Genomic DNA, 26,536 nt, shown 5'->3' on the forward strand with positions numbered 1-26,536 from the left:
AGACTTTGCACAAAGCCAGTGACCATACGTAAAGACAGACGAAATAAGGATTTAATCATTAAGCAGCATTGGATGGCTGCGTCGGAGTAGGTTTGATTTCGCCCTTGTTTGCCTTTTGATGGCGCATACCATTGCGTAGCAGGATCAAACCAAATGGCAATATTTCCGCGACTCATGAGTGCTCGGTTATATGCGGGCCAATTGGTTGTGCGGTAGATTTTGTGTGTAGGCTTCTTCATTTGAAAATTATATCGCTAAAAAAGCCTTTACAGATAGGTTTGTGCAACAAAGCCATTTGCACCACAAAGTGAAATATTTATTCAAAAATAAACGCTTGAACCTGATTCAAACTTGAGCTAAAACAATTTCTAAGGGAGGTTAAAATAAATCATCAATGATCATCTAGATGCAATGTTTATGAAGCACAATTCATTTGCGGTATATAACTAGCGAAACACAAAATTGACCAATAAAACTGCTATTCGGGAGTCAGAATGAATAACAGCACCAATTATGTCAAACAAATTAAAAACGCTAAACGAGGCGGTTATACCCCAACCCTTGCAAAGGATGTCAACAAACATAAAATTCAAAAAGCAATTCGTCTGATTGAACAATGGAGAACGCTGGCCAATGAACTCAAACCTCAAATGCAACTCGACATGGCTTTTACGTTGGAAGAATGTGCCCAAGACCTCGATCAAATTTTAAGGAGCAAATAAGTTCCATGTTTTCACTGAACCCTATTTAAAAATAGTTTCATCACAGCCCCTCAAATTTTATTCTTAGCTTTCACCCACCCTTTGGTGGGTGAAGTTTGCACAAAAAATCATGTGCATTTCAATCGCTCACTTTTTGGCTTGCGTTTTCAAGAAAATCCGCTATTATTCTCACCACGTTGCCGGCATAGCTCAGTTGGTAGAGCAACTGACTTGTAATCAGTAGGTCCACAGTTCGAATCCGTGTGCCGGCACCATTTTATACTTAGCCTCGCTTTTTAGTGAGGCTTTGTTGTTTCTGGCATTTTGGTTTTTTATTTCATTTTAAATGTCTTTCACTGCCGTAATTTGAACATAGCGCACGATGCCCTGTTCAAATAATTTTTGGCAGAGCTTAGCCGTCATTTTAATTTTGAAATAATCCAAATTTTGAGCGGCCTGTTGGACTAAATGCACATGATAATAACGAGAAAACCCCGCCAAAACTGCATCTGATAAATCTTCAATAGCAACCTGCTGATAGCCTTGTGCTTCTATCGAATGCTGCAAATTCGTCTCTAACTGAAGATGTTCCAAATGAACATCGGCTGCCTTTAACAGCATTTTCAGTTGAAGTTTCTCAAAACGATTTAAATTCAAAAATGCATTACTCAGCATCAGATAGTGAAAACCAATCCGACCTTTTGAATTTAAAACAGAATGGGTTGATCTTAGAAATGAATTTAAATCACTGTGATAAGCGGCATCAAGGCACAACACCACATTAAAAGGTACTGAAAATAGCTTTGAATTTAAATTTAAAAATGACGTTTGAATGATGTGTATATTTGAATTTAAAGTGTGTTGTATGCGCTGGATACATTCAGCTTGTAACTCAACCGCACAAAGTTGCTGAACATGGTAATGCTGCTGCCACAGCAATAGACTTGCGCCCTGTCCACAGCCCAAGTCTAAAACACGGTCATTTGACTTTAGCTGTAATCGATCAGCAAGATGCGTTGCCAGTGTTTGGCAAGCCTCAGGATAGGAGGATGGGTTCTTTTCCCAATAACCAAGATTGCTCCAAGCCAATACAGCGTGATCTCCCAATTGTTTTGCATCAATTGCATATTTATGTTTGGGCAGATGTCGCTGTAAGGTTTGGAGCCATTTCATGCTTTAGTAGCCGAGTTGTGGGGCAACCTCAACTTTAGGTTTTAATCCAACAAACGGCAATGGCGCACCGAAAATTTCTGCAATATGCATTGCTGAAGTGACAGCAGACTCTAAAATAGGCAGACCATCACACGACCATGAACCACAGAAGAAGACTTTTCGGTTGGCACTCTTATGGCGTTGTTGTAACTCTTTATTCAAAGCCACAGTTTGCGAGTCCACCACCGCACGGGTCAAAGTTACTGTTGAAATTACTTTTTTCGGATCAATCTCGGTCACAGGCTGCCACGTTTGGAACACGGCGTTTTTACCGACCAGACTTGGTTCGACTGAATTGAGCCAAACCGTGAACTGTTGACGGGTAAACTTACGGTCCATCATATAGCTCAGCACCGACCAGTCTTTACGCTTAGGTGGCATCACGGAAGGATCAGTATGGATCACCAGCTGACCTTGCTCAAAACGGAATTGTTTTAACAGAGCAATATCATCTGCAAACTGAACAGGATCTAAAAACTCTTCAATTTTTGTGGTTGGCGTTGCCACCACCACACGGTCAAACAATTGCTGTTTGCCCTTATTATTTTCAACCAAAACTTTGTCACCTTGTTCAGTGACTTTGCTAATAGCAGATCCGCTTTGGATATTGATGTTTTCAATCAATTTATCGACCAAGGCCGGTGTTCCACCTTGTATACGCAATAAAGCATCACCATCCGTCAACTGACGTAAAAAGATCAACAGCGGTTTCGCTGGCCATTCGCCGATGGTTTTTGGATTACAGGTACAGATGGTGTAGAGCACAGGCATCACTGCGCCATGCCAAAATACCTCTTCAATGTCATGCTGGTTGATAAATTCAGCCAAGGTAATGTCTTGATCTTTAGATTTGAAGAATTTAGCAATCGCGGTTTTAAGCTGCAACATACCTTTAACCAAGCGCCATCCATACTGCTGCAGGCCCTTACGGTTATTGATAATCGGGAAATTGCCAATGCGGCTACGCGTAGTAGTTAACCATGTTTCTGTACGGTCTTCAAACAACCAACTACACGCCATGTAGGTGCGTACTGGATACGTTTTGATGCCTAAATAAGTCGCAAGACTTAAGGTGTTTTTCCATAAGTGTGGGTTCATGACACGTAACGGAGCATCAATCAGACCACCTTCAAACTCTGTACTGTGGCTATCCATCCCTCGCCCAGTCAGTGCTTCGAAAATAGTAATATTATGCCCAGCATCCTTTAGAATTCTTGCGGTAGCAAGACCGGCCATGCCGCTACCAATAACTGCAATATCCAAAATTATGATCCGTCAGTCTGACTTATATTGACTGAAATTATGACCCAATGTCGAAAAAATAGGGCTATTAAAAAATACCAGAATCACATTTTTTCATGTGCCGCACTGGTAGGACGACATTTGCTTAAATTACATTTCATTACACTAAAAAACCACTTAAATAAACACAGGTTTTTTATACATTTTATTTTAAATAAAAATATAAAACCTTTAAAAACAAAGTATATAAATTAACTATTTTTATAACATCTGTTTTACAAACCAGCGAAAAATCGCTAATATGCGCCCCGCATAAAAAAGATAATTACATCACATAATAATTCATGACCAACTATGCAAAACAAGAAGACTACAGCGCCTAAAAAATCCCTACCCTTGACCGAGTAGGGATTTCTTCTTTTTAGCGCCAAGATTTTAGTCCACCACAGCAACAGAGATTTCACCAAACTTGCCACGATTAAAATCATCAAAAGCTTGCACAATTTCCGCTTTGCTATTCATCACAAATGGACCATAACCTTGAATTGGCTCATTCAGTGGTTCACCGGTCAACACCAAGAATTTAGTGTCTTGCAGCGCTTGTAGTTGAATTGCAGCTTCGCCATCTTGAGCAAACATCACAATGGAACTATCCACCACTTTTTGCGTGCCATTAATCAGCACTTCACCACTGAGCACCACCACAATCGTGTTATGCGTGACGGGCACATGGATAAAAGTTTCATACTCTGCTTTTAACTCACCATCCCAAACATTGATGGGACTATACGTTTGAGCAGGGCCATGATGACCTCCAAACTCGCCCGCAATCACGCGTATGTGTCCAGCATTATCATCCATTTCGATGCGCGGGATATCTGCCACGGTCAAGGCTTGATAACGGGGTGTGGTCATTTTGTCTTTGGCTGGCAAATTCACCCAAAGTTGTACCATTTCAAACAGACCACCATGCTCAGCAAAGGCTGGAGAATGAAACTCTTCATGCACCACACCTGAACCCGCAGTCATCCACTGTACATCGCCAGTATTGATGGTACCACCGCCGCCGCTAGAGTCTTTGTGTGTCACTTCACCGCTATAGGCGATGGTGACTGTTTCAAAGCCACGATGCGGGTGTGAACCCACACCACGTTGCGATGTGGTTGGATCAAATTTGTAAGGTGCAGCATAGTCCAAAAGTAGAAACGGACTAATCGCTTGTCCTAAGCGGTCATATGAAAAGAGGTTTTTGACAGGAAAACCATCACCCACCCAATGCATGTCTTGATTACGATAAACACCAATTACTTTTTTCATCTTGGAACTCCTATATCGATAGGATGAATATGCAATCTATACTACCCCTTTCCTCAGCCCTCTTATAGCACTGTGCTAGTACACACAATCACACGAATAGGACAATCTCGTTAAAATCATCTCACCTGCATAAAAATCAATTTAAAAACAAAGCCATTCTTTATTTTTATGGCATATTTTTGCTCAAATTTTCCTATTTTTAAGATTAAGCATCTCGTTTGGCTTATTTTATTGTCTCATTTTCCTACCTATGAAGATGTTCAAGCTCAAGGCACTAACCTTCTTACTGATTGCCTTGAGACTCGACTGATAATCACAACGAGGACAGAAAAATGGCTAAACCTTATATTCGTTTAGATAAAGATAATGCAGCGGTTCTTTTGGTTGACCACCAAGCGGGTCTACTTTCACTGGTCCGTGACATTGACCCTGACAAATTTAAAAATAACGTACTCGCACTGGCTGCTGCCGCGAAATATTTTAATCTTCCCACCATTCTGACCACCAGTTTTGAAGATGGTCCAAACGGTCCTTTGGTCCCTGAATTGGTCGAAATGTTCCCCGATGCACCCTATATTGCACGCCCAGGGCAAATCAATGCATGGGACAATGAAGACTTTGTTCAAGCCGTGAAAGCCACAGGTAAAAAACAATTGATTATTGCGGGTGTGGTGACTGAAGTGTGTGTGGCTTTCCCTGCACTGTCTGCACTGGAAGAAGAGTTTGACGTCTTTGTGATTACCGATGCGTCGGGAACCTTTAACCCCATCACCCGTGATGCAGCATGGGATCGCATGTCTCAGGCAGGCGTCATGGTTTGGGGCAGCTTGCGAATTACACCGCGACTGGCGTAATGATATTGAAGGCCTCGGTTCACTCTTTGCAGCGCATATTCCAGACTATAAAAACCTGATTCAAAGCTATAGCAAAAATACAGCGCAGAAATAATTCGACCTGAGCAAAAGCGATCTTCGGATCGCTTTTTTGTCGTGCGCAATCGTTAGCGATGATACAGTATCAGATCATCCATCACAGACTGCCTTCGGTCAAAAATCAATACAGGCTTGAACCCATCATGCATTCATTTGACGACTATTATTATTTTTATCTTGTGGTCAAGCACGGCGGTTTCAGTGCTGCAAGTGATGCCTCGAACATCACCAAGTCTAAGCTTAGTCGCGCATTTTAGACCTTGAAGCCAAGTACAACGTGACCCTGATTCAGCGTTCAACACGACATTTTAAAGTCACACCTTTGGGACAAGAGCTGTTTGAAGAATGTCGTCAAATCATTCAGCAAGTCGAAAGTGCACACAATGTTTTACTGAAACAGAAAAGTGAACCGCAAGGTTTAATCAAGATCAGCTGCCCTTCTGTGATGATGCGCTATCAAGTGCGAAGTTTACTCAATCATTTTTTAAAACAATATCCCAAAGTCCAAGTGGAAATGGAGCTGACCAGCCGTCATGTCGATGTCTTGCATGATGACATTGATCTTGCCATTCGGACCAATTTTAGTGCCAATGAAGACTCGAGCATTGTGGTCCGTGATGTGGTCAAAACCACGCATTGTTTGGTGGCCAGTCCTGATCTGCTACAAGGCCGTGAAATTCAATTTGCCACTGAGCTGAATGATTTTCCAACGCTCGCACTGGGGGTACAAAAGTCCAATTATCAATGGTTACTGCATCATACCCAGAGTGATGAACAGATCGTGATTCCTTTAGAACCACGGGTCAAAAGTAATGATGTCGCAGGTGTGTATTACTCGGCTCTGGATGGACTCGGCATTGCCAACTTGCCTTACTTAACGGTAGAGGCAGATATTGCTTCAGGTCGCCTAGTTCACATTTTGCCCGACTGGTGTTCCAATATTGGAACCGTACAGTTGGTCTATGCTTCACGTAAAGGACAACGCTTGGTCATGGAAAAACTGATTGAGCATTTGATTCAGGGTTTAAGAGACTTTGCCAGCACCAGCAAGGGTTACCATCTGTAAAAGCTAAAAGAACCTTGCATAAAAAAAATCAGCCACTTGGGCTGATTTTTTACAGGTATCATGCTCATGACTCAGCACGATGCAACCATTGAGGTTGACTTAGATTTTACCAACCAAGTCGATTGACGGCGCAAGCGTTGCTTCACCTTCTTTCCATTTTGCAGGACATACTTCGCCTGGGTGTGCATGCACATATTGTGCTGCTTTCACTTTGCGTAATAGTTCAGACGCATCGCGACCAATACCGCCGGCATTAATTTCAATAATTTGAATTTTACCTTCAGGATCAATCACAAAAGTACCACGGTCTGCTAGACCTTCTGTTTCAATCAGCACGTCAAAGTTTTTAGACAAAGTCCAAGTTGGATCACCAATCAATGGATACTGAATTTTACCAATCACATCTGACGTGTCGTGCCATGCTTTATGGGTAAAATGAGTATCAGTCGATACACCATAAATTTCCACACCCAGTTTTTGAAATTCAGCATAGTGATCGGCTAAATCGCCCAATTCTGTTGGACACACAAAGGTGAAATCAGCAGGATAGAAAAATACGACAGACCATGTGCCTTTCAAGTTTTGCTCAGACAACTCAATGAATTCACCATTTTGGTAAGCTGTTGCATTAAACGCCTTAACTTCAGTATTGATTAAACTCATGTATTCGTCCTCAAAAGATTTGTGAGAGTGCTTAAGTGATGAAGCAAGAATACGCACAAACCAGAAATTGGTAAAACAGTAAGTTTTTATTATTTTTATCGGATTTTTAGATTTATTATTTCCCGACAGTGTTGCCCGATTTTCACCATCTTGTGACCTAAATGAAAACCTTTGGATTTTTCAAATCGAGCTAATACAGTCAAATCTAGAGTCAAGCAGTGGAAAATCTATGATTTGGGAAGCCATTTCAGAGCCTTGATGTTCAATAAAAATTGAATTTAAGCCGTTTCGGTCTGCCCGACCTGATGATAAGCACGATTAAAATAAACCAAACTTTGCTCATGTTGGCTTTGTTGAATCGCGACAATACGGCACATAAAAACCGTATGTGTTCCCACTTCTTGAATATCATCAATTTCACAGTCAAAATTGACCAAAGCATCCTTTAAAACAGGTGCGCCCGTTTCTAGCTCTGTCCACACACCATGTTTGAAACGCTCTTCAGACGTCATTTTAGATGCAAAGACATTCGAAATATGCTGATGTTGTGCACCTAACACATTCACCGATAAAATTTTATTGTCGACAAAATGTGCATGTGAACGCGATGCTTTATTCATACAGACCAATAATGTCGGTGGTGTATCCGTCACACTGCATACGGCAGATGCTGTGAATCCATGACGATCAGCCATGCCTGCCGTAGTTACGACACTCACTGCACTGGTTAACAAAGACATTGCATCTCTAAAGTCTGTTGCTTCAATCATCATTTTATTCCTCAGTAGAACGGACACATGCTTTGACTCAGATAAAAGCTACCCATTTTATCAAACAGGTAACCCTTTCACATCAAGCGCTTGCTGCGTATGAAGCCGAAAGTTCTTTACGAATAATTTCTGCACCTGCGCTTAACGCATTCAGCTTACCACGTGCCACTTCACGTGCTAAAGGTGCCATGCCACAGTTGGTAGATGGATAAAGCTTATCTGCATCGACAAACTGAAGCGCCTTACGTAGTGTATTCGCAACTTCTTCAGGTGTTTCAACGGTGTTGGTTGCCACATCAATCGCACCGACCATGACTTTTTTACCGCGAATCAGCTCAATCAGATCCATTGGCACACGCGAGTTTTGACATTCGAGTGAGATGATATCAACTTTAGATTGTTGCAGTTTAGGGAATGCTTCTTCGTATTGACGCCACTCTGAACCCAAGGTCTTTTTCCAATCGGTATTGGCTTTGATACCATAGCCATAGCAAATATGAACCGCAGTTTCACATTTCAGACCTTCAAGTGCTCGTTCAAGCGTTGCAACACCCCAATCATTCACTTCATCAAAGAACACATTAAATGCAGGCTCATCGAACTGAATAATATCCACGCCAGCAGCTTCTAGTTCTCTCGCTTCTTGATTGAGAATTTTGGCAAATTCCCAAGCCAGTTTTTCACGACTTTTATAATGACCATCATACAGCGTGTCAATCATGGTCATTGGGCCAGGAAGCGCCCATTTAATCGGCTGATTTGTTTGGCTGCGTAAAAACTTAGCATCTTCAACAAATACCGGCTTTTGACGGCTTACTGCACCTACTACTGAGGGTACGCTCGCATCATAACGATTACGGATACGAACTGTTTCGCGTTTCTCAAAATCAACGCCATCCAGATGTTCAATAAACGTCGTCACAAAATGTTGGCGGGTTTGTTCGCCATCACTGACGATATCAATACCTGCATGTAGTTGTTCTTGTAATGACAAACGTAAAGCATCTTGTTTCGCTTCGAGTAATGCCTCACCTTCGAGTTTCCAAGGTGACCAAAGTTTCTCAGGCTCGGCAAGCCAAGAAGGTTTCGGTAAACTGCCCGCAGTTGATGTTGGTAATAAAATGGCCATTTTAAATCTTCTATCTCTATGTTCTATTTCAGGTAAATTAAGCAGTGTTGCTGTTTACGGTGTAATTCGCAGCCCATTGTTCAAGGATGTCTTGATAAGGCTTAATAAAGTTCTCTTCCGTCCATTTACCTTGCTTAACCGCGAGCTGACCACGTTCAACACGGTCATAGACAATTTGTGTTAAGGAGTAATCTGGATACTCTAGGCTGGCTTGATAGACTTGGGACGCTGATGAATTTGCATTGTAAATTTCAGGGCGATAAATCTTTTGGAAGGTTTCCATGGTGCTAATCGCACTAATCAACTCAAGATCGGTGTAGTCCCGCAGTAAATCACCCGCAAAATAGAATGCTAAAGGTGCAGCGCTCCCTTTCGGCATAAAGAAGCGAACCTGTAAGCCCATTTTATGGAAATACTCATCGGTACGTGAATATTCATCTTGTTTATACTCAACGCCTAAAACAGGATGCTCATTGGCAGTACGGTGATACTTCTTCGCTGTTGAAACACTCAAACAAATCACAGGCTGTTGATTAAACTCTGCTTTAAAAGTCTCTGAGTTCACTAAGTATTGATACAGTTTGCCATGTAGATCACCAAAACCTTCAGGTGCATACGATGTCGAATTCTCTTTATTATGTTCTTTCAGCACCACGCTAAAATCGTAGTCACGTACATAAGACGAGAAGCTATTGCCAATCATGCCTTCAATACGTTGATGGGTATGATGATCATTAATCGTGCTTTTCAGCATTTCAATAATTGGGAAAGTTTGACCATTCCCTTCAATGTCTAAATTTGCAGAAATAATATCGATTTCAAGCGAATAACGATCACCATTCGGGTTATCTGTTTGTGCTAAGGCATTGAAACGATTATTGATCATACGAAGTGTATTACGTAGGTTCTGCTCACGACTTTCACCGCGCGCCAAGTTAGCAAAGTTAGTCGTTAGACGTGTGTTATCTGCTGGTTGATAGTTTTCATCAAAACGAATGCGTTTAATTGAACATGCAAACTCTGTACTCATGGCGATCTATTACCCTATATTTCTGCGATAAAACTGAATTTCTTTCATGCTCTTTCTAGAGGGTCCAATTTTCTTTTTGGATCTTTCTAGTGAATCATCTTTCCAGCCTTTTCAGTTTTTTCTGAGTATCAGGCTAAGAAGCAACGATGAATATGATCTATCGTTAAGAGCGTGGTTTAATTTATACCTGAATGATCACATGAATAAAAATGATTTAATCTCAACCAAAAGTGAACTAAATTCATGTTTGTAAATTCTGTCACTTTAACAATGAATTATGCGTGGCTTTGTTGCACAAAGATTTCATAACTATATGATTTTAAAAGTTTTGATTATTTTTTGATCCAAAATTAAATTTATTTAAATCAGATGCTTACATATTTATGCAACAAAGCCATTATGCGTGGATAATTTTTGTGGATGTACGAAAGGAAAGAATGAAAACATCAAGTCCTTGTGCGTGAGCTGTGAAAAGTCATGATATTGCTCGATCAACGTCATCAACACGCTACATCTTTATTTTAATTATCTATTTATATCAGCAACTTAAAGTCATAAGCTGATTATTAAAATATTAGATAAAACAGGCGATTCAATGGTTTTGTCTGTGGGAAAATTAAGAGTGCAAGCTTGGTTTTGAGTTCTTGTATTTATTAACTTTGGCTCCTCTTTCTGACCTTGGCTCTTCCTCACAGAATCAGGAAATTTAATATCTTTCCTATCACCAATCAGAATTAAAAAAACAAACATTCGGTCGTTATATTAAAAACAGCTCACCTATATCAAGTAAAACTAAAGAATCATCTCATGCATTTTTTGCATAACTGAATTAAAAATTGCATTGTCGTTTTTTTTAAAAAAAAGTAACACTTGCCACAGCTAAATCCCCAATCGACGATTTAGCACTCAACACCTAAAGCAATGCCTCTATAAATTGATCAACATGGAATGTCATCAATGACTTGCTACATCAGGCCAAAAGTTGATGAAAAGAAGATTAAAGAAGGAACGATAAGTATGAAGCAGAAGAAATTACTGAAATGTATTCTGATTGCCATGATCTCAGGAATACTGATTGGTTGGGCTTTTCATAGCACTTTAACAACTGCACAAACCACAGAACTTGCCGCCTATTTTAAAATTGTGACTGATGTATTCTTAAGATTAATTAAAATGATTATTGCACCCTTAGTTTTTGCAACAATCGTTTCTGGTCTTGTCTCGATGGGAAAATCCTCTTCTCTGGGATCAATTACCTTAAGCCCATGAGTTGGTTCATTGGTGCATCATTTATTTCACTTTTACTGGGCATGGGCTTAGCCAATTTATTCCAACCTGGCGCTGGGATGAATCTCACCGTTCCTCAAACAGCGGTTGATATCGGTGTCAGTGCGACAAGTCTGAGCTTAGAAAGCTTCATTACGCATATTTTCCCGCGTAGTTTTGCTGAAGCCATGGCCAATAATGAGATATTACAGATTTTGGTTTTCTCAATTTTCTTTGGTTCTGCACTTGCCTATGTTCAACATCATAGTGAAGCGACCGTCATTGGTAAAATAATTGATGAACTCTGTAAGGTGATGTTCCGAATTACAGATTATGTCATGGCATTTGCCCCTATCGCCGTTTTTGCAGCCATTGCTTCCGCTATTACTATCCAAGGCCCTAAGCTGATTATCGATTATAGTATTTTCATTGGACAGTTCTATGTGGGATTACTGGTGCTTTGGACTCTCCTGATTGCTTTCGGCTATATCTTCTTGAAAAAAGATATTTTTAGATTGATGCGAATTGTGCGTGAACCCACCATGTTGGCATTTGCGACCGCAAGTAGCGAATCGGCTTATCCAAAAACCATAGAAGCTTTGGATAAATTCGGTGTGCCTAAACGTATTACCAGTTTCGTTCTCCCTTTAGGTTATTCTTTCAACCTCGACGGCTCGATGATGTATATGGCATTTGCCGTGTTATTTATTGCACAAGCCTACAACATTGATTTAAGTTTTTCCCAGCAAGCACTCATACTGTTTACCCTCATGATTACGAGTAAAGGGATTGCAGGTGTTTCACGGGCATCCATTGTGGTGATTGCCTCCACTCTGGCTATGTTCAAGCTTCCTGAAGCCGGTATTCTATTAATTTTAGCGATTGATCAGTTTTTAGATATGGGCCGTACGGCAACCAATGTGATTGGAAATAGTATTGCAACTGCCGTAATTGCACGTACTGAAGGCAATAAAGATGAACTTACGGAGCAAGAAGGTATTATGGTGGACAACCTTCCTCCCGTAAACCAATTGGCCGATAACAGTTAGAATTATTTATAGAGAAAATAAAATGGTGATTTTTAAATAGTAAGTAAAGCCCTTTATTTACTATTCATAAAATCACCCTATTTATGATTAAAATATGTCTGACAACGATTAACCAAAATAATCCATAAAATCCAATTATTTATTTTTCTGAATTAAAATATTCCAAATATAATTAATTCGATTTGAAAATGACATTTCTCGTTTAACTAGATAGACATCTTGAAATAAATAGTACTGCTTACCGTCCAGTACTTTTAATTTATTTTCTTGGATTTCTCTTTCAACCAATAATTTAGGCAACCATGCCACACCCAAACCTTGCAACACCAACTCTTTTAAATCGCCTGCATTATCCGTCTCATATAAAGTTCTATAATCCAACTTATTTTCAATTGCTTCATCCACACAGTTTCTTAAATATGCTTGTTTACTATAAGACAACAAAGGGAAAGACTGATTGAGTGAATATTTGGCAGTCCCGTCATGATCTAAGGCCGTCACAGGGAGTATTTCCATTTCAACAATTTTATGAAATTCGAACAAAGAACGATCGAATTGTTCTAATGTTTTTTGATCGCAATAACTGATTAAAAAATCACACGAGCCATCTTTTAATAAGCGCATCCCCTGTTTGAAATTTGAGGCAATAATTTCCAATTTTAAGTCCGTCATATCCATCGATAACTCATGAATAAAGCGGGGGAAAAACTGTGTAATGAGCGAGTGTGACACTGCAAACTTGACGGTTAACTCATCATGTTTCACATTCTTTTCTAAATATTTTATTGTTGTAGTGAGTTGATTTTGTATGTTTTTTGCCGAAGCCAGTAAAACTTGTCCTGCTTCTGTGAAATCAATATTTTTACTGTATCTTTTCAAAATTTGGAAACCCAATGAGTTTTCAATATTCTGAATTCTGCGCGTAAAGGCAGACTGCGTGACATGTCGTAGAGCTGCTGCTTGAGATATCGATTTTTCTTGCTCTAATGCAAGTAAATCTTCAATCCATCGAATTTCTAAAGTCATAACTCATTCTTCACTCATCCTTTGATCAATTATAATCTATTATGCAAAAAATGCATGTAGTAATATATTTTTACATTAGAAAAAAAACCGTGTGCACTTTAATATCGATTTATTCGAGATTAGAGTCTATTTAAATGAACATTAAGATTAACACACGCGTTGAAAAGGATTTATTAGGACATAAAGAAATTCCTGCTCATTGCTATTATGGTGTACAAACTTTAAGAGCTTTAGAGAACTTTAATTTAAGTCCAAATAAACTCAATCAATTCCCTGTTTTTATTAATGCCCTTGCAATGGTTAAAGCTGCATGCGCAGAAGCCAATTTTAAACTCAATAAACTTGAAGAAAATAAATACAATGCTATTCAGTATGCATGTGAACAAGTTATTAATTATAAATATCATGACCAATTTCTAATTGATATGATTCAAGGTGGTGCGGGAACATCCACCAATATGAATATCAATGAAGTACTGGCTAATATTGGCTTAGAACATTTAGAGCATTTAAAAGGCGAATATCAATATTTACATCCAAATAATGATATTAATATGTCTCAGTCAACCAATGATGTCTATCCAACAGCCATTAAAGTGGGTTTAATTTTTGCAATTGAGCAATTGAACAGTCCGTTTCAAAATTTAATTCAAAGTTTTAAGAACAAGTCCGATGAGTTTTCGCATATCTTAAAAATGGGTCGTACCCAATTGCAAGATGCCGTTCCAATGACCTTAGGTCAAGAATTTGGCGCATTTGCAAATACCTTACAAAATGATTTAAACAAGCTCAATGACATCATGCCGTCTGCTCTAAGTGTTGTAAATTTGGGCGGAACAGCAATTGGAACAGGCATCAATACCGAAGTTAAGTATCGTGAATATGCCATCGCAGCGTTGTCTGAAATTACCCAAAAGCAGATCAGCAGTTCACCTGATTTAATCGAAGCAACCTCAGATATGGGTGATTTCGTTTTATTATCGAGCTTCTTAAAACGTACCGCGACTAAACTCTCAAAAATTGCCAATGACCTGCGTTTACTTTCTAGTGGCCCTCGCACAGGTCTGAATGAAATCCATTTGGAACCGCGTCAACCAGGCAGCTCAATTATGCCTGGCAAAGTGAACCCTGTTATTCCAGAAGCAATGAATTTAGTGTGTTTTCAAGTGATTGCAAATGATTTAGCCATTACTTTGGCGGCCGAAGCAGGTCAACTGCAGCTCAATGCGATGGAGCCATTAATTGCTTTTAAACTGTTCGAATCGATCGATTTGTTGGGTAAAGCGATGCAAATGTTCCAATATAAATGTATTGAAAACATCCGTGCCAATGCTGAACACTGTCAGGCAAATGTAGATAATTCAATCGGCATTATTACTGCACTCAACCCATATTTGGGCTATGAAACAACGACTCGTATTGCAAAACAAGCGAATGAAACGGGTCAAAGTGTATTGGCTTTAATTAAAGCTGAAAACCTATTGTCTGATCAACTTTTGGCTGATGTGCTATCCATCAACAATATGGTTCATCCTCAGCAATCTTTATCATGATTTATTAGCATTTCGTATTTTTAAAAAGGGATCTCATCAGAGGTCCCTTTTTTATAGAGAGGAAAAGTATGCTATGTCACTCGTATTAGCTGAACATCTTTATTCTATAAAGCTCTTTTTTAAATACCAAATTTGCCTAGCCATAAAAAAATAACTTGATATAAATCAAGTTTTTTTTCACTTCATACAATATTTAGATATTATACAAATCAAAAGGGAAATCCATATCTGCTGGTGCTGCCGCAGGCGCTGACTGAGGAGCCGCCTTTGGTGCAAAACCGCTTGGGTTATTGTTCGCATAACCACTTTGTTGGTTGTTGCTATTGCCCGCTGCAGGATTGCCGCCATACCCGCCTTGGTTGTTGTTATTGTTATAACCACCACCTTGGTTATTGTTGAAACGTGGTTGTGCATAACCATCATTTCCGCCTTGCATTTGCTCGCCTTGCTGACGGTTGTTGTCGAGCATCTGCATTTGCTCACCACGAATTTCTGTGGTGTAGCGTTCTTGACCATTTTGATCTGTCCACTGACGAGTACGCAGTGAACCTTCAATATAAACTTTCGAACCTTTACGTAGGTATTGTTGCGCAATTTCACCTAGACGGTTGTGTAACACAATACGGTGCCATTCGGTTTGCTCTTTACGCTCACCTGTGCTTTTGTCTGTCCAAGAGTCGCTCGTTGCAATTGAAAACTGGGTCAACGAACCACCGTTTGGAAAAGTTTTCGTCTCTGGATCTCGGCCTAATGTGCCCACTAATATGACTTTGCTCATATTAGTTTTACTATAAGTTGCAGTATCCATATGGGCTTTGTTGCATAAATATGTAAGCATCTGATTTAAATAAATTTAATTTTGGATCAAAAAATAATCAAAACTTTTAAAATCATATAGTTATGAAATCTTTGTGCAACAAAGCCTCGTTAAACCCAAAGCAAACATTAATTTCTTACTATTTCCTTCAGTAACAACCGCATGGCTATGATCATGATGTTCTGACATAAAATTTTCCTTATTCAATCCATGATTAGCAGAGATACTTGAGACAGGCTCAATATCTCTGCTAAAAATTGCTTAATCTAATGGATTAAGAAGCTTTCTTTTCATTCATCCAGCGGTACAGTACGGGCAATAAAACCAATGTAAGCAGGGTAGAGGAGATAATTCCTCCAATAACCACTGTTGCTAAAGGTCTCTGTACTTCTGCCCCAGTTCCGGTTGCCAAAGCCATCGGGACAAACCCAAGGGACGCCACACAAGCTGTCATCAGCACAGGTCTAAGACGCAAAATTGCACCCTGCCACGTTGCATAATAAAGGTCATATTGTTGTCGCAACTCTTTGATAAAGGTAAGCATGACTAAGCCATTCAGTACAGCCACCCCCGATAGTGCAATGAAGCCAACCCCTGCTGACATGGATAATGGAATGTCACGCAACCACAACGCGATTAAGCCTCCACATAAGGCAAACGGTACACCACTAAAGACCAGTAAGCTTTCTTTGATATTATGGAATACAGCCATCAATAAAATAAAGATCGTCAACAATGCGAGCGGAACCACCAATTGCATACGCGCTTTTGCAGACATCAGATTTTGAAATTGACCGCCATAATCTATCCAATAACCGCTTGGTAATTCCTGTTTGGATAACGTGCTCTGAAGCTCTGTTACGAATGAGCCTAAATCACGTCCTTCTACATTTGCAGTAATAACCACTCGACGTTTACCATTTTCACGGCTGACCTGATTAATACCCAGGATATTTTCAACGCGTGCCACATCTTGCAGTTGGACTAAACCACCATTCGGCAATTGAATAGGAAGTACCGCTAACTGTTCAGGACTACGCTGGGATTCATCTAGACGGATGACAAAATCAAAACGCTTGTCTCCCTGTAAAATTGTTCCAACATTCTGGCCACCGACACTTGTAGCTACCAGATCCTGAATTGCTCTTACCGACAAGCCATATTGTGCAGCTCTGGACTTATCCACCTCTACATTCAACAAGGGTAAGCCACTGGTCTGTTCTACATTAACGGCTGTCGCGCCTGAAATTGAGTTAATTTTTTGAGAAATTTTATTCGCTTCGCGATTTAGAATCTCCATGTCATCACCAAATAATTTGACACCCACATCACTTCGCACCCCTGAAATTAACTCGTTAAAGCGCAGTTCAATGGGTTGCGAGAACTCACTGTTATTTCCCGGCAATGTCGCTAAGAAAGTAATCATTCTTTGGCGAAGCTCATCAATCGTTTGTTTTGGATCAGGCCATTCATCATGAGGTTTTAACAGTACCACGCCATCTGAAATGTTGGGTGGCATAACATCTGTGGCCACTTCTGCTGTACCGGTACGGGCAAAAATCGCTTTAATTTCAGGAAATTCTTTCAACAGTAACTTTTCAGTATTTTCCTGCATTCTCAGTGACTGTTCTAACCCTGTACTTGGGGAACGCATTTGCTGAACAGCAAAATCACCTTCACCCAGTTGAGGTGCAAACTCGCTACCTGTTTGAGTGGCTAGCACGCCCGTAAGCACTAAAATACAGGCAGCCACAATAGTCACAAATAAACGAAGCTCATAGGCTTTATCTAAAAGCAGTTCATATTTGGTTTTAAGCCAATGCATCCAGCGACTTTCGGTTTCCTTGACTTCTCCAGTGACAAATAGGGCAACTGCGGCTGGCACAAAAGTGACAGATAAAATCATAGCCCCAATTAAAGCCAGTACAACAGTCATTGCCATAGGATGGAAAAGTTTGGCTTCTACACCCGTCAGGGTAAAGATAGGTAGATAAACCACCAAAATAATTAACTGTCCAAAAATCAGAGGACGACGCGCCTGTTTTGCAGCCAAGAAGACTTCTTTAAATCTTTCAGAACGGCTAAGTAAACCACCTTTCAGCTTCTGAGCTTCTGCTAGCCGACGGATACAGTTTTCTACAATAACCACTGCACCATCAATAATAATACCGAAGTCCAGTGCCCCTAAACTCATCAGATTTGCACTAATCTTCTGCTCTGCCATTCCCGTCAAGGTAAACAGCATTGACAGTGGAATAACGCAAGCCGTGATCAGCGCAGCACGGAAATTACCTAGAAAGAGAAATAAAATAACAATGACGAGGATTGCACCCTCAATCAAATTTTTCTGAACGGTTTTGATCGCCCGATCAACCAAATGCGTACGGTCATACACAGTCTCAATCACCACACCTTTAGGTAGCGATTGCTGGATCGATTGCACCTTTTCATCAATGGCTTGAGCAACGGTACGGCTATTTTCTCCCATCATCATCATGGCAATACCCAATACAGTTTCTTCACCATTATAGGTTGCAGCCCCTGTTCTCAAGTCATGACCAATTGAGACATTGGCGACATCTGCCACCCGAATCGGATAGCCGTTTTTATTGGCAATACTGATGTTCTGGATATCTTCAATCGTGTTTAAAGTGCCGGGAACACGAACCGTTAGCTGTTGTCCATTTTTCTCAATATAGCCAGCACCACGGTTTTCATTATTCTCTGTTAAGGCAGTTTGTAAATCAGACAAAGGAATTTGCAATTGTTGCAATCGGTTCAGATCCGGGGCAACCACATAGGTTTTATTAAAGCCACCAATGCTGTTGATCTCCGCAACGCCTTTTACGCGCTGTAATTGTGGCCTTACAATCCAATCCTGAATTTCACGTAAATCCATAGCCGAATAAGCGGTCCCATCCGGTTTTTTAGCATTTGGTTCGGCTTTAATCACCCATTGATAGATTTCACCTAAACCTGTCGAAATAGGTGACATGTTAGGTTGCACATCTTCAGGCATTTCTCCCATTGCTTCTTGCAAGCGCTGGTTGATAAGCTGTCTGGCCCAGTAAATATCCGTGCCATCTTCAAAAATGATGGTCACTTGCGATAAGCCGTAGCGTGAAATAGAACGGGTTTGTTCCATTTTCGGCATGCCTGACATGGCATTCTCGATTGGATATGTAATCCGCTGTTCCATTTCTAAAGCCGTAAAACCATTGGCTGAAGTGTTAATCTGCACCTGAGTATTGGTAATATCTGGTACAGCATCAATCGGTAACTTTTGATAACTATAAATACCAATAGCAATCCAAGCCGCAATAAACAGCATGACCCAGATTGCGTTATGGATAGAAAACTGGATCAGTCGATCAAACAGTCCTTCAGGTTTTACCGATTCGTGGTCTGGAATTTGAGGAGTTTCAGTGCTCATGTGAAGCCTCTCCTTTTTCCAGCTCGGATTTCAGTAAAAAACTGCCTTGAGCGGCATATTTTTGTCCCTGACTAAGCCCACTCACCACTTCAATCCATTGGCTCTCCCCAGATGATTGCCCTAATTTCACAGGTTGCGGACTGAATTCAACTTTTTGTTCATGCTGAGTGGCGACAAAAACCACATCTTTTCCATCGACATTCTGAACTGCGGACTTAAGTACCCGTAATGCGGTACTTTCACTCCGTTGTTGCAACTGTACGTTCACCATCAAGTTTGGACGTAATTCGGTTGCATTCGATTCAACTTTTGCTCGCACCTGAAGACGACCTGTTTGAATATCCGCTTCAGTATTTAAAGTCTGAATAACAGCTTGATAAACCTTTTCTGTTTGCAAGGATTTAAATTCGATCTTTTGATTCGGGGCTAAGCCCATAATTTCAGAATTTGGAACAATAAACTCAAGCCAGAGTTGATCTAACCGGTCTATCGTAAAGAGTTGATCGGCTAACTGAACATTTTCCCCGAGAACCAAATCCTTTTTACTGATCACGCCAGAAATGGGAGCTTTCAAAATATAGCGTCCGTTACTGGCATTCACTGCACCAAATGCACTTAAACGTGATTGGGCCGCTTGAACCTGAATTTGTGCCCGTTTATAGCTGTTATAAGCACGTTGATAGTCCTGTTTTGCTGAAATGCCCTGTGACCAAAGCTGACGCTCACGATCATAGTCTTGTTTCGCCAGTTCAAGGTTGGTTTGTTCAATTTTAAGATTGGCCTGCTGATCAACTAGATCAGGAACAAGCAACGCAGCCAAAGGCTGTCCTTTCTGAACTTTTTGACCGAGTTCTACATAGACATTTTCTACATGACCACTAAAACTCGGTGAGACGTGCGCTTGCTGGTCAGTATTCACATTCAGTTTGGCAGGATAAGAACTTAATTTAACCACCGGGCCTTGATCGACCGCTGATAATTGTATGCCCTGTTCCACCAGTTGCTTGGCAGTCAGGCTCACACCTTCTGCATGCTCTTCGGTTTCACCGCCATGTTCTTCTCCGCTTTCTTCCTCTGCATGTTCATCTGATGTTTCCGATTTATTCTTACCAGTTAAGATCAAAAAAATACTGAGGAGTACGGTAGCGCCGATAACCAAACTAATCAGTAGAGGTTGAGAGATTTTTCCGCTCTGTTTTTTTAAGCTGTTTTTAAGATCGAACATGTTAATTTCCCCCACCAATGACAGGCATGGCCTGTATGTCTTGCCATAAGTTTTGATTGATTTGTGCAATAGCATCTTTCGACATGACTTCACTTGGGCTAATGCCTAAGCTCAAACTTTCTGCTTCAATGGCCTTTTGCCAGCCATCCCGTAACAACTGGACTTTACGCAGACGGATGTCTTGTAATTGAAGCGTGGCTTGCTGAACATCGGTTAAAGCAAACTTGCCTGCCAAGAAACCTTGTAGCGTCTTACTTTGAACTTGAGTCGCCAAAGGAATTTGAGTCTCGTCAACGACTTTGAATTGCAGCTCTAAACCCTGCAACTCGGTTAAAATTGTGCCTATTTGCAGCGCATTTTGCTTCAGATAAAACTCTTTCTGACGCTCTAATAAGTTCATTTTTTCTTGCGCGATTTTTATGCCATTTTGCTGACGATCGAAAATATTAAGCGGTACACTGACTCCGACTACTAATTGATTTTGTGTGGAGTTTTCCAAGGATTGGGTGCGGTTGACACCTAGGTTTAAAGTGGGGTTAGGACGTGCCTTTGCCCTTAGTTGATCAACCGTTGCTTGAGACTCTAATACCAGTAAAGCTCGATATTTCTCAACGTAGTTTTCCGCTAAATATTCTTGAACCTGTTCATGAGTCGATTTTGGCCAGAGCTTTTGTGAAGAGAGGTTTACCTGCAATGACTTATCAGACGTACCCCATAAATTTGATAATTGTTGGGTGGCCACTTGTACCTGTAAGTCTGCCTGTCTAAAAAGACGGATATTTTCAGCATGGCTTAAACGTGCGCGATTTACATCTACTTGGGCAATACTGCCTGCATTAAAGCGCTTTTCGATTGCTTGAAGGTTTTCTTGGCTCACCCGAAGTTGTTCATTGACAATGTTTTTTTCAAGTTCAGCAATGGCCAGTTGTGACCATACATATTTCACTGCAAGCTCAATTTGTGCTTGATAAATCTTCTGTTTCAGCGCTGTTTTATCTGTAGAGAGACTGGCTAATTTTTGGTTTGCTCTTCGCTCACCAAAAATATCCAAGGGTTGTGATATGCCAATGGTAAGCTCTTTTTCATTATTTGAACCAAATCCCGTTTGTTCAACTGACAATTCAGGATTTTTAAACAGCTTACTTTGCTGAAGATTCGTGGCATTAATGCTGTTTTGCGTTTCCCAGAAATTTTGGGACGCTTGATATTGGTTAACCTGCTCAATAGCTTGCTGCAGCGTTAAATCTTGAGTACTGGCGACTACGGAAGTACTGAAGCTGATCATTGCAGATAGCAAGATACCGCTACCTAAGGCTGACCAGGATAAATTCAGGATGGAGGTATCCTGATGTAATTTGTTTTTTGACATGAAAATGCCCCACGCATAATGAAATTAGGAGTGGTGGGCTTTTATAAGACTACCCCACCAATAGTAGGGGCAAATCGGGAGGCGGGGTTAATTGATCCAGATAAGGGGGTTTATAAAAAGTTATTCCCAAATAAGTTGGGGTAATGCCGGTCTCAAAATGAGCCTTAAGCTTCAGATCATCGGGTGGGTCAATCTGAATCACGATTGTATTTGAGAAATGACTGCACTTTTCGTTAAAACAAACCTTCTGACAATAGTCATAGATTTCTTTATAGTTTTCTAGGGAATAAAGTGCTTGACTAGGACTATCACTCTTTTCGTCTAAATCGATTGGATTAGAGAGTATTGAATTGGGTATGTTTGGCATTTCATGCAGACACGCAGCCTCTGCCACACTCCAAATATTCTGGAATGTGAATAAGAGTACCAATATCTGGATTAGAAATGTTTTTCTCTTCATACACAAATCTGTATTTAAAACACCAATAAGAAGCTGTCCAGATCTATCAAAGATCTGATCACAGAATTTGAGTAACCTTAAACTTTTTGCAGCCTTAAGTAAAGATATACAGAATTTTTGAAAAAAGCATAGGTCTAGATAATCAAGCTAGATTTTTTAGAACTCCACATTGGTCAATTGTACATAAGCCATCACAAGTACCTCTTAAATCAGATAGTTGTTCAATAAGCTTTTGTTGCTTGATTATATTTTCTCTGATAGCACTGACATGTAAGTCAATTAATTCATTCACATCTGAACAATTTTTCTCAGGTTTGTCTTTATAGGTAAGTAATTGACGAATTTCATTCAAACTCATATTTAAAGTTCGGCAATTCAAAATAAATTTAATTCGCTCAACATAGCCTACATCGTAAAGGCGGTAATTTCCTTCCGTTCTTTCCGGTTCCGGAATTAAACCTTCCTTTTCATAAAACCTAATTGTTAATACTGAACATGAGGTTTTTTTAGAGAGTTCACCAATTTTTAAATGCATTGAGTTAGTATTTCCAAAGATTCTTGACTCTATAGTAACTATAGGGATTCTAATATTCAAAGTTTATAATTTTTTTAATGGGTATAATTATGAGTGGTTGTGGATGTAGTAAAGAAACACCATGCGAAGATAAGAAATCTCAACAAGAAAATCATCCATCAATTGCAGAAGCAAACAATTCAAAGAATTGTGATAATACGCTTAGCTGTTGTGGTGAAGAGGAAGAAAAAAAATCTTCATCTCCTTGCTGTAACACTTCAAACAGTTGTGAAGATACCGCTCAATCCTGTTGTGGTTCTGATCCCAAAGAAAATTTAAGCACTGAAGACGTTTTAAAAGATTCGCACTACATGAGTGAATACTTAGTTCCCAAAATGGATTGTTCTGCGGAAGAACAGATGGTTCGTATGGCGCTATCTTCAATTGATGGTGTTCAAAAACTCATCTTTGATTTACCTAACCGGTCTTTAAAGGTTCTACATAATCAAAAAGATGAAAATATAACCACCAAACTTGAAGCTTTGGGTTTTGGTGCAAAGCTTGTGAAGACTGAAACTTATATAAGCAATCAACAGGCTAAGCAAACAAGTACCTACACCATTCCTAAAATGGATTGCTCTGCTGAAGAGCAAATGGTCCGTATGGCTCTTGCAGATATTGAAGCAGTTAAAGGTCTTACTTTTGATCTTCCCAATCGAAAACTGAAAGTCTTCCATAATGAAGGGAGTCAGCAAATTACGGCCAAACTTGAAGGACTGGGTTTTGGGGCGAAACTTGATGAAACACAGCTTTCTACAGGCGATATACCTAATGAACCTGATCCTGTGAGACAAGCTAAAGTACTTAAACTGTTATTAGGTATTAATGCTCTACTTTTCTTTATAGAATTCATCAGCGGTATTATTGCTGCGTCTACAGGATTGATTGCTGATTCTCTAGATATGTTTGCCGATGCAGCCGTTTATGGTATTGCGCTATATGCCGTCGGAAAAGCTGCGAAATATCAAGTGAAAGCAGCCCATTTCGCAGGTTGGATTCAGTTATTACTTGCTGTCATCGTGATTATTGATGTCATTAGACGATTCATGTTTGGAAGCGAGCCAGAATCAACGCTCATGATTGTTATTGGCCTGCTCGCACTTATAGCTAACGTGACATGCTTATATCTTATTTCTGGTCATCGAGAAGATGGCGCACATATGAAAGCCAGTTGGATTTTCTCGGCGAATGACGTTGTGGTAAATATGGGCGTTATATTTGCCGGTGTACTCGTGGCGTGGACGGGATCAGCTTACCCAGACTTAATCATTGGCATCCTGGTTTCTTTATTCGTGCTTAATGGTGCTCGAAAGATTTTGGCTTTGAAGTAAGAGTATCGAAAATGAATCTATTTCAAGTTAAACAAAATCAGATCGTCAAAATTAGAGATCTCAAAAAAGGTAATCAATACAGTCATACCACTGATCCCGTATTGGAACGGCTCCAACTATTAGGTTTTAGAGAGGGTGAAACTCTACAAGTACTCGCTAAAGGTGTTTTTGGTGGAGACCCTGTATTAGTTCAAATTGAAACTTCAAGATTTGCTTTAAGAAAGAACGAAGCTGAACGCATTTTTGTAGAGATCATCAATGAACACTAAAAATATTGCACTTATTGGTAATCCCAATTGCGGTAAAACTTCACTTTTTAACACCCTTACAGGTACTCGTCAAAAAGTTGCCAACTATGCTGGGGTTACTGTTGAAAGAAAGGAAGGTTCTTTTAAATTACCTTCTGGTGATACAGTACGAGTATTAGACTTACCCGGAACTTATAGTTTAAAACCTAGCAGTTTAGATGAAGAAGTCACTAGAGCAGTTTGTTTTGGTGAGCTAAAAGGTGAAGTTTTACCTGACATATTTGTATGCGTTGTAGATGCCACAAATCTCAGCTTACATTTGAGCTTAGTTCTTGAAGTTCGTGCTCTAAACAGGCCTATGCTTCTTGTATTAAACATGATGGATGAGGTCAAGAAGCGTGGTATATCCATTGATAAGGATAAGCTCTCTCAATCGTTAGGTATCCCTGTAGTTGAATCTGTCGCTGTCAAAACTAAAGGGATTCAAGATTTAATTAATCAGTTAGATCAAAAAAATCTTTTTGTTGCCCCTTATCATTCTGAATTAGATCACTTTGAACAGATCAAGCAAATCACCAAACAAGTCATTTTAAATAATGACAGTGGTGACAAAAGAACTGCGTTTCTAGATAAGATTTTTCTACATCCTGTACTGGGTTTGGTAATCTTAGCTTTAACCATGTTTGTGATGTTCCAAGCGGTATTTATATGGGCCACACCATTTATTGAATTCATTGAAAATTTTGTGGTCTGGCTTAGTGATTCTATTGGCCCCCTCATTCAGCATCCATTATTAAGAAGCTTAGTCGTTGATGGCGTAATTGCTGGTGCAGGTAGCGTACTTGCATATATGCCCCAAATTCTGATTTTATTCTTCTTCATTTTAATGCTCGAAGAATCAGGCTACTTGCCACGGGCAGCATTTCTGTTAGATAAATTAATGTCTAAAGCAGGCCTTAGTGGGCGTTCATTTATTCCTTTGCTATCTAGCTTTGCCTGCGCTATTCCCGGAATTATGGCAACCAGAAGCATTAGCTCTGAACGGGATCGATTAGCGACAATTATGATTGCACCCTTGATGACCTGTTCAGCAAGATTGCCAGTATATGCTTTATTAATCGCTGCCTTTATTCCAAACCAATTGATCTATGGCTGGTTAAGTCTGCAAGGATTGGTCCTTTTTGGTCTTTATATGTCGGGAATAGTATCTGCGTTATTAGTTTCACTCTTTCTGAAATTAGTTCGTAAAGATAAAACTGAAAGTATTTTTATTTTTGAACTTCCTACCTATCGAATTCCAGATATTAGAAACATTGCATTAGGTTTGTATGATAGAGCGAGCATTTTCTTAAAACGAGTTGGTGGCATTATCGTGGCACTGTCTATCCTGTTATGGGTACTTGTTACTTTCCCTCAACCACCAGACCACGCTACCATGCCAGCAATTAACTATAGTCTAGCTGGTCAATTAGGACATTTAATTCACCCTATATTTGCACCTATTGGTTTTACATGGGAGATTTGTATTGCCCTCATCCCTGCTATGGCAGCAAGGGAAGTTGTAATTGCTGCTCTTGGTGTCATTTATGCAATGTCTGGCGATGAAAATACAGTAACCCAAAGTCTGCTAAGTCAAATTTCAGGTCCAGATGGGTGGGGGCTAGCCACCGGTTTATCATTATTAGTATGGTTTATTTTTGCTCCCCATTGTCTCGCCACTTTAGCAACAATAAGACGAGAAACAGGTAGCTGGAAACAGCCAGTCATTATGGCAACTTATCTATTCGCATTAGCTTACATCTTTTCATTCATCACATACCAAGTTGCGAGTAATCTTTAATTACCAAAATAATAACAACGGGAGTCTAGTTCCCGTTGTTATTAAATATTCACTGTTAAATTGCTAGCCGTAAATTAAATGCTTTTACAACTTTGATCATAGTATCGAAACTAGGGTTAACCTCACGAGAAAGAACTTTATAAAGGCTTTCTCACCTAGACCAGTATCTTCAGACAATTGAGTCATCCCTTTGACCTTTGCGATAGTTCCCAAAGCTTTAGCTATAAATGCCGCATCGCAATTAGACGGGAATAACATTATGTGTCGTTCAATGACAAATCTT

Annotated in this window: 20 protein-coding genes, 1 tRNA gene and 4 pseudogenes; 9 read left to right on the forward strand and 16 right to left on the reverse strand. The window is 39.9% G+C overall.

The genetic code is table 11. The features are described from left to right. On the reverse strand, positions 1-239 hold a 239-nt coding region (locus ACF8FD_RS02780), incomplete at its 3' end, for a transposase (RefSeq protein ID WP_171253002.1). 255 nt (positions 240-494) lie between these two features. Here ACF8FD_RS02780 and ACF8FD_RS02785 point away from each other — a divergent pair. Next, positions 495-722 (forward strand): hypothetical protein, encoded by a 228-nt coding sequence (locus ACF8FD_RS02785; protein ID WP_004691623.1) that lies wholly within the window; start codon positions 495-497, stop codon positions 720-722. A 178-nt stretch (positions 723-900) separates the two neighbouring features. Beyond that, a tRNA-Thr gene (locus ACF8FD_RS02790) sits at positions 901-976 on the forward strand. A gap of 67 nt (positions 977-1,043) precedes the next feature. Here the strand turns inward: ACF8FD_RS02790 and ACF8FD_RS02795 are convergent. From ACF8FD_RS02795 to ACF8FD_RS02805, 3 genes are all read right to left on the reverse strand, one after another. Further along, a complete protein-coding gene (locus ACF8FD_RS02795; RefSeq protein WP_063454609.1) occupies positions 1,044-1,874 on the reverse strand; it encodes a cyclopropane-fatty-acyl-phospholipid synthase family protein in 831 nt (276 codons plus the stop codon). Between the two features lie 3 nt (positions 1,875-1,877). After that, entirely contained in the window at positions 1,878-3,176 is a 1,299-nt protein-coding gene (locus ACF8FD_RS02800) for an FAD-dependent oxidoreductase (protein ID WP_193791554.1), read from the reverse strand. A 414-nt stretch (positions 3,177-3,590) separates the two neighbouring features. Then, positions 3,591-4,472: a pirin family protein gene (locus tag ACF8FD_RS02805; protein WP_234304371.1), complete on the reverse strand. Its 882-nt coding sequence runs from the start codon at positions 4,470-4,472 to the stop codon at positions 3,591-3,593. Positions 4,473-4,804: 332 nt separating this feature from the next. On the opposite strand from ACF8FD_RS02805, the pseudogene ycaC reads away from it, so the two are divergent. Then, positions 4,805-5,420: pseudogene (gene ycaC, locus ACF8FD_RS02810) on the forward strand (isochorismate family cysteine hydrolase YcaC). A gap of 127 nt (positions 5,421-5,547) precedes the next feature. Next, positions 5,548-6,470: pseudogene (locus ACF8FD_RS02815) on the forward strand (LysR substrate-binding domain-containing protein). A 99-nt stretch (positions 6,471-6,569) separates the two neighbouring features. Here the strand turns inward: ACF8FD_RS02815 and ahpC are convergent. From ahpC to ACF8FD_RS02835, 4 genes are all read right to left on the reverse strand, one after another. After that, positions 6,570-7,133: an alkyl hydroperoxide reductase subunit C gene (ahpC, locus tag ACF8FD_RS02820; protein ID WP_004978183.1), complete on the reverse strand. Its 564-nt coding sequence runs from the start codon at positions 7,131-7,133 to the stop codon at positions 6,570-6,572. A 278-nt stretch (positions 7,134-7,411) separates the two neighbouring features. After that, positions 7,412-7,903 carry a flavin reductase gene (locus ACF8FD_RS02825; RefSeq protein ID WP_017396908.1) on the reverse strand — a complete coding sequence of 164 codons (492 nt, stop codon included), beginning with the start codon at positions 7,901-7,903 and terminating at the stop codon, positions 7,412-7,414. Between the two features lie 82 nt (positions 7,904-7,985). After that, positions 7,986-9,032: a methionine synthase gene (locus tag ACF8FD_RS02830; protein ID WP_004691635.1), complete on the reverse strand. Its 1,047-nt coding sequence runs from the start codon at positions 9,030-9,032 to the stop codon at positions 7,986-7,988. A gap of 37 nt (positions 9,033-9,069) precedes the next feature. Next, positions 9,070-10,062: a DUF1852 domain-containing protein gene (locus ACF8FD_RS02835; protein WP_234304370.1), complete on the reverse strand. Its 993-nt coding sequence runs from the start codon at positions 10,060-10,062 to the stop codon at positions 9,070-9,072. Positions 10,063-11,079: 1,017 nt separating this feature from the next. Between ACF8FD_RS02835 and ACF8FD_RS02840 the strand changes: the two are divergent. After that, positions 11,080-12,377: pseudogene (locus ACF8FD_RS02840) on the forward strand (dicarboxylate/amino acid:cation symporter). Positions 12,378-12,512: 135 nt separating this feature from the next. Here the strand turns inward: ACF8FD_RS02840 and ACF8FD_RS02845 are convergent. Beyond that, positions 12,513-13,403 carry a LysR substrate-binding domain-containing protein gene (locus tag ACF8FD_RS02845; protein ID WP_062032041.1) on the reverse strand — a complete coding sequence of 297 codons (891 nt, stop codon included), beginning with the start codon at positions 13,401-13,403 and terminating at the stop codon, positions 12,513-12,515. A 134-nt stretch (positions 13,404-13,537) separates the two neighbouring features. Here ACF8FD_RS02845 and ACF8FD_RS02850 point away from each other — a divergent pair, with 134 nt between their 5' ends. Then, positions 13,538-14,956: an aspartate ammonia-lyase gene (locus ACF8FD_RS02850; RefSeq protein ID WP_279679333.1), complete on the forward strand. Its 1,419-nt coding sequence runs from the start codon at positions 13,538-13,540 to the stop codon at positions 14,954-14,956. Positions 14,957-15,149: 193 nt separating this feature from the next. On the opposite strand, the gene ssb is transcribed toward ACF8FD_RS02850, so the two are convergent. The 6 genes from ssb to cadR all read right to left on the reverse strand — a co-directional run bounded on the left by ssb (position 15,150) and on the right by cadR (position 22,795). After that, on the reverse strand, positions 15,150-15,764 hold the full coding sequence (gene ssb / locus ACF8FD_RS02855; RefSeq protein WP_392453105.1) for a single-stranded DNA-binding protein: 615 nt from the start codon (positions 15,762-15,764) through the stop codon (positions 15,150-15,152). 283 nt (positions 15,765-16,047) lie between these two features. After that, positions 16,048-19,206: an efflux RND transporter permease subunit gene (locus tag ACF8FD_RS02860; protein WP_004281852.1), complete on the reverse strand. Its 3,159-nt coding sequence runs from the start codon at positions 19,204-19,206 to the stop codon at positions 16,048-16,050. Then, entirely contained in the window at positions 19,196-20,431 is a 1,236-nt protein-coding gene (locus tag ACF8FD_RS02865) for an efflux RND transporter periplasmic adaptor subunit (RefSeq protein WP_234304367.1), read from the reverse strand. The genes ACF8FD_RS02860 and ACF8FD_RS02865 overlap by 11 nt, the downstream gene beginning before the upstream one ends. Before the next feature lies 1 nt (position 20,432). Continuing rightward, the gene (locus ACF8FD_RS02870) at positions 20,433-21,800 is read right to left on the reverse strand and encodes a TolC family protein (protein ID WP_004281854.1); all 1,368 of its coding nucleotides are present in this window, start codon (positions 21,798-21,800) and stop codon (positions 20,433-20,435) included. 49 nt (positions 21,801-21,849) lie between these two features. After that, positions 21,850-22,260, reverse strand: a complete 411-nt coding sequence (locus ACF8FD_RS02875; protein ID WP_279679377.1) for a hypothetical protein — start codon at positions 22,258-22,260, stop codon at positions 21,850-21,852. Positions 22,261-22,402: 142 nt separating this feature from the next. After that, complete coding sequence (gene cadR, locus ACF8FD_RS02880; protein ID WP_000550240.1) at positions 22,403-22,795, reverse strand: Cd(II)/Pb(II)-responsive transcriptional regulator; 393 nt, start codon at positions 22,793-22,795, stop codon at positions 22,403-22,405. Positions 22,796-22,884: 89 nt separating this feature from the next. Between cadR and ACF8FD_RS02885 the strand changes: the two genes are divergently transcribed. The 3 genes from ACF8FD_RS02885 to ACF8FD_RS02895 are packed head-to-tail and all read left to right on the forward strand — an operon-like array spanning position 22,885 to position 26,253. After that, on the forward strand, positions 22,885-24,165 hold the full coding sequence (locus ACF8FD_RS02885) for a cation transporter (RefSeq protein ID WP_279679378.1): 1,281 nt from the start codon (positions 22,885-22,887) through the stop codon (positions 24,163-24,165). Positions 24,166-24,176: 11 nt separating this feature from the next. Further along, on the forward strand, positions 24,177-24,434 hold the full coding sequence (locus ACF8FD_RS02890; protein ID WP_058951572.1) for a FeoA family protein: 258 nt from the start codon (positions 24,177-24,179) through the stop codon (positions 24,432-24,434). Next, positions 24,424-26,253 (forward strand): ferrous iron transporter B, encoded by a 1,830-nt coding sequence (locus ACF8FD_RS02895; protein ID WP_058951571.1) that lies wholly within the window; start codon positions 24,424-24,426, stop codon positions 26,251-26,253. Before ACF8FD_RS02890 ends, ACF8FD_RS02895 begins: the two co-directional genes overlap by 11 nt. Positions 26,254-26,308: 55 nt before the next feature. On the opposite strand, the pseudogene ACF8FD_RS02900 reads toward ACF8FD_RS02895, so the two are convergent. Next, positions 26,309-26,511, reverse strand: a pseudogene (locus ACF8FD_RS02900) (addiction module antidote protein). Positions 26,512-26,536 lie beyond the last annotated feature (25 nt).

This window comes from Acinetobacter sp. TYF_19, assembly GCF_043105125.1.
Lineage (GTDB): Bacteria > Pseudomonadota > Gammaproteobacteria > Pseudomonadales > Moraxellaceae > Acinetobacter > Acinetobacter johnsonii.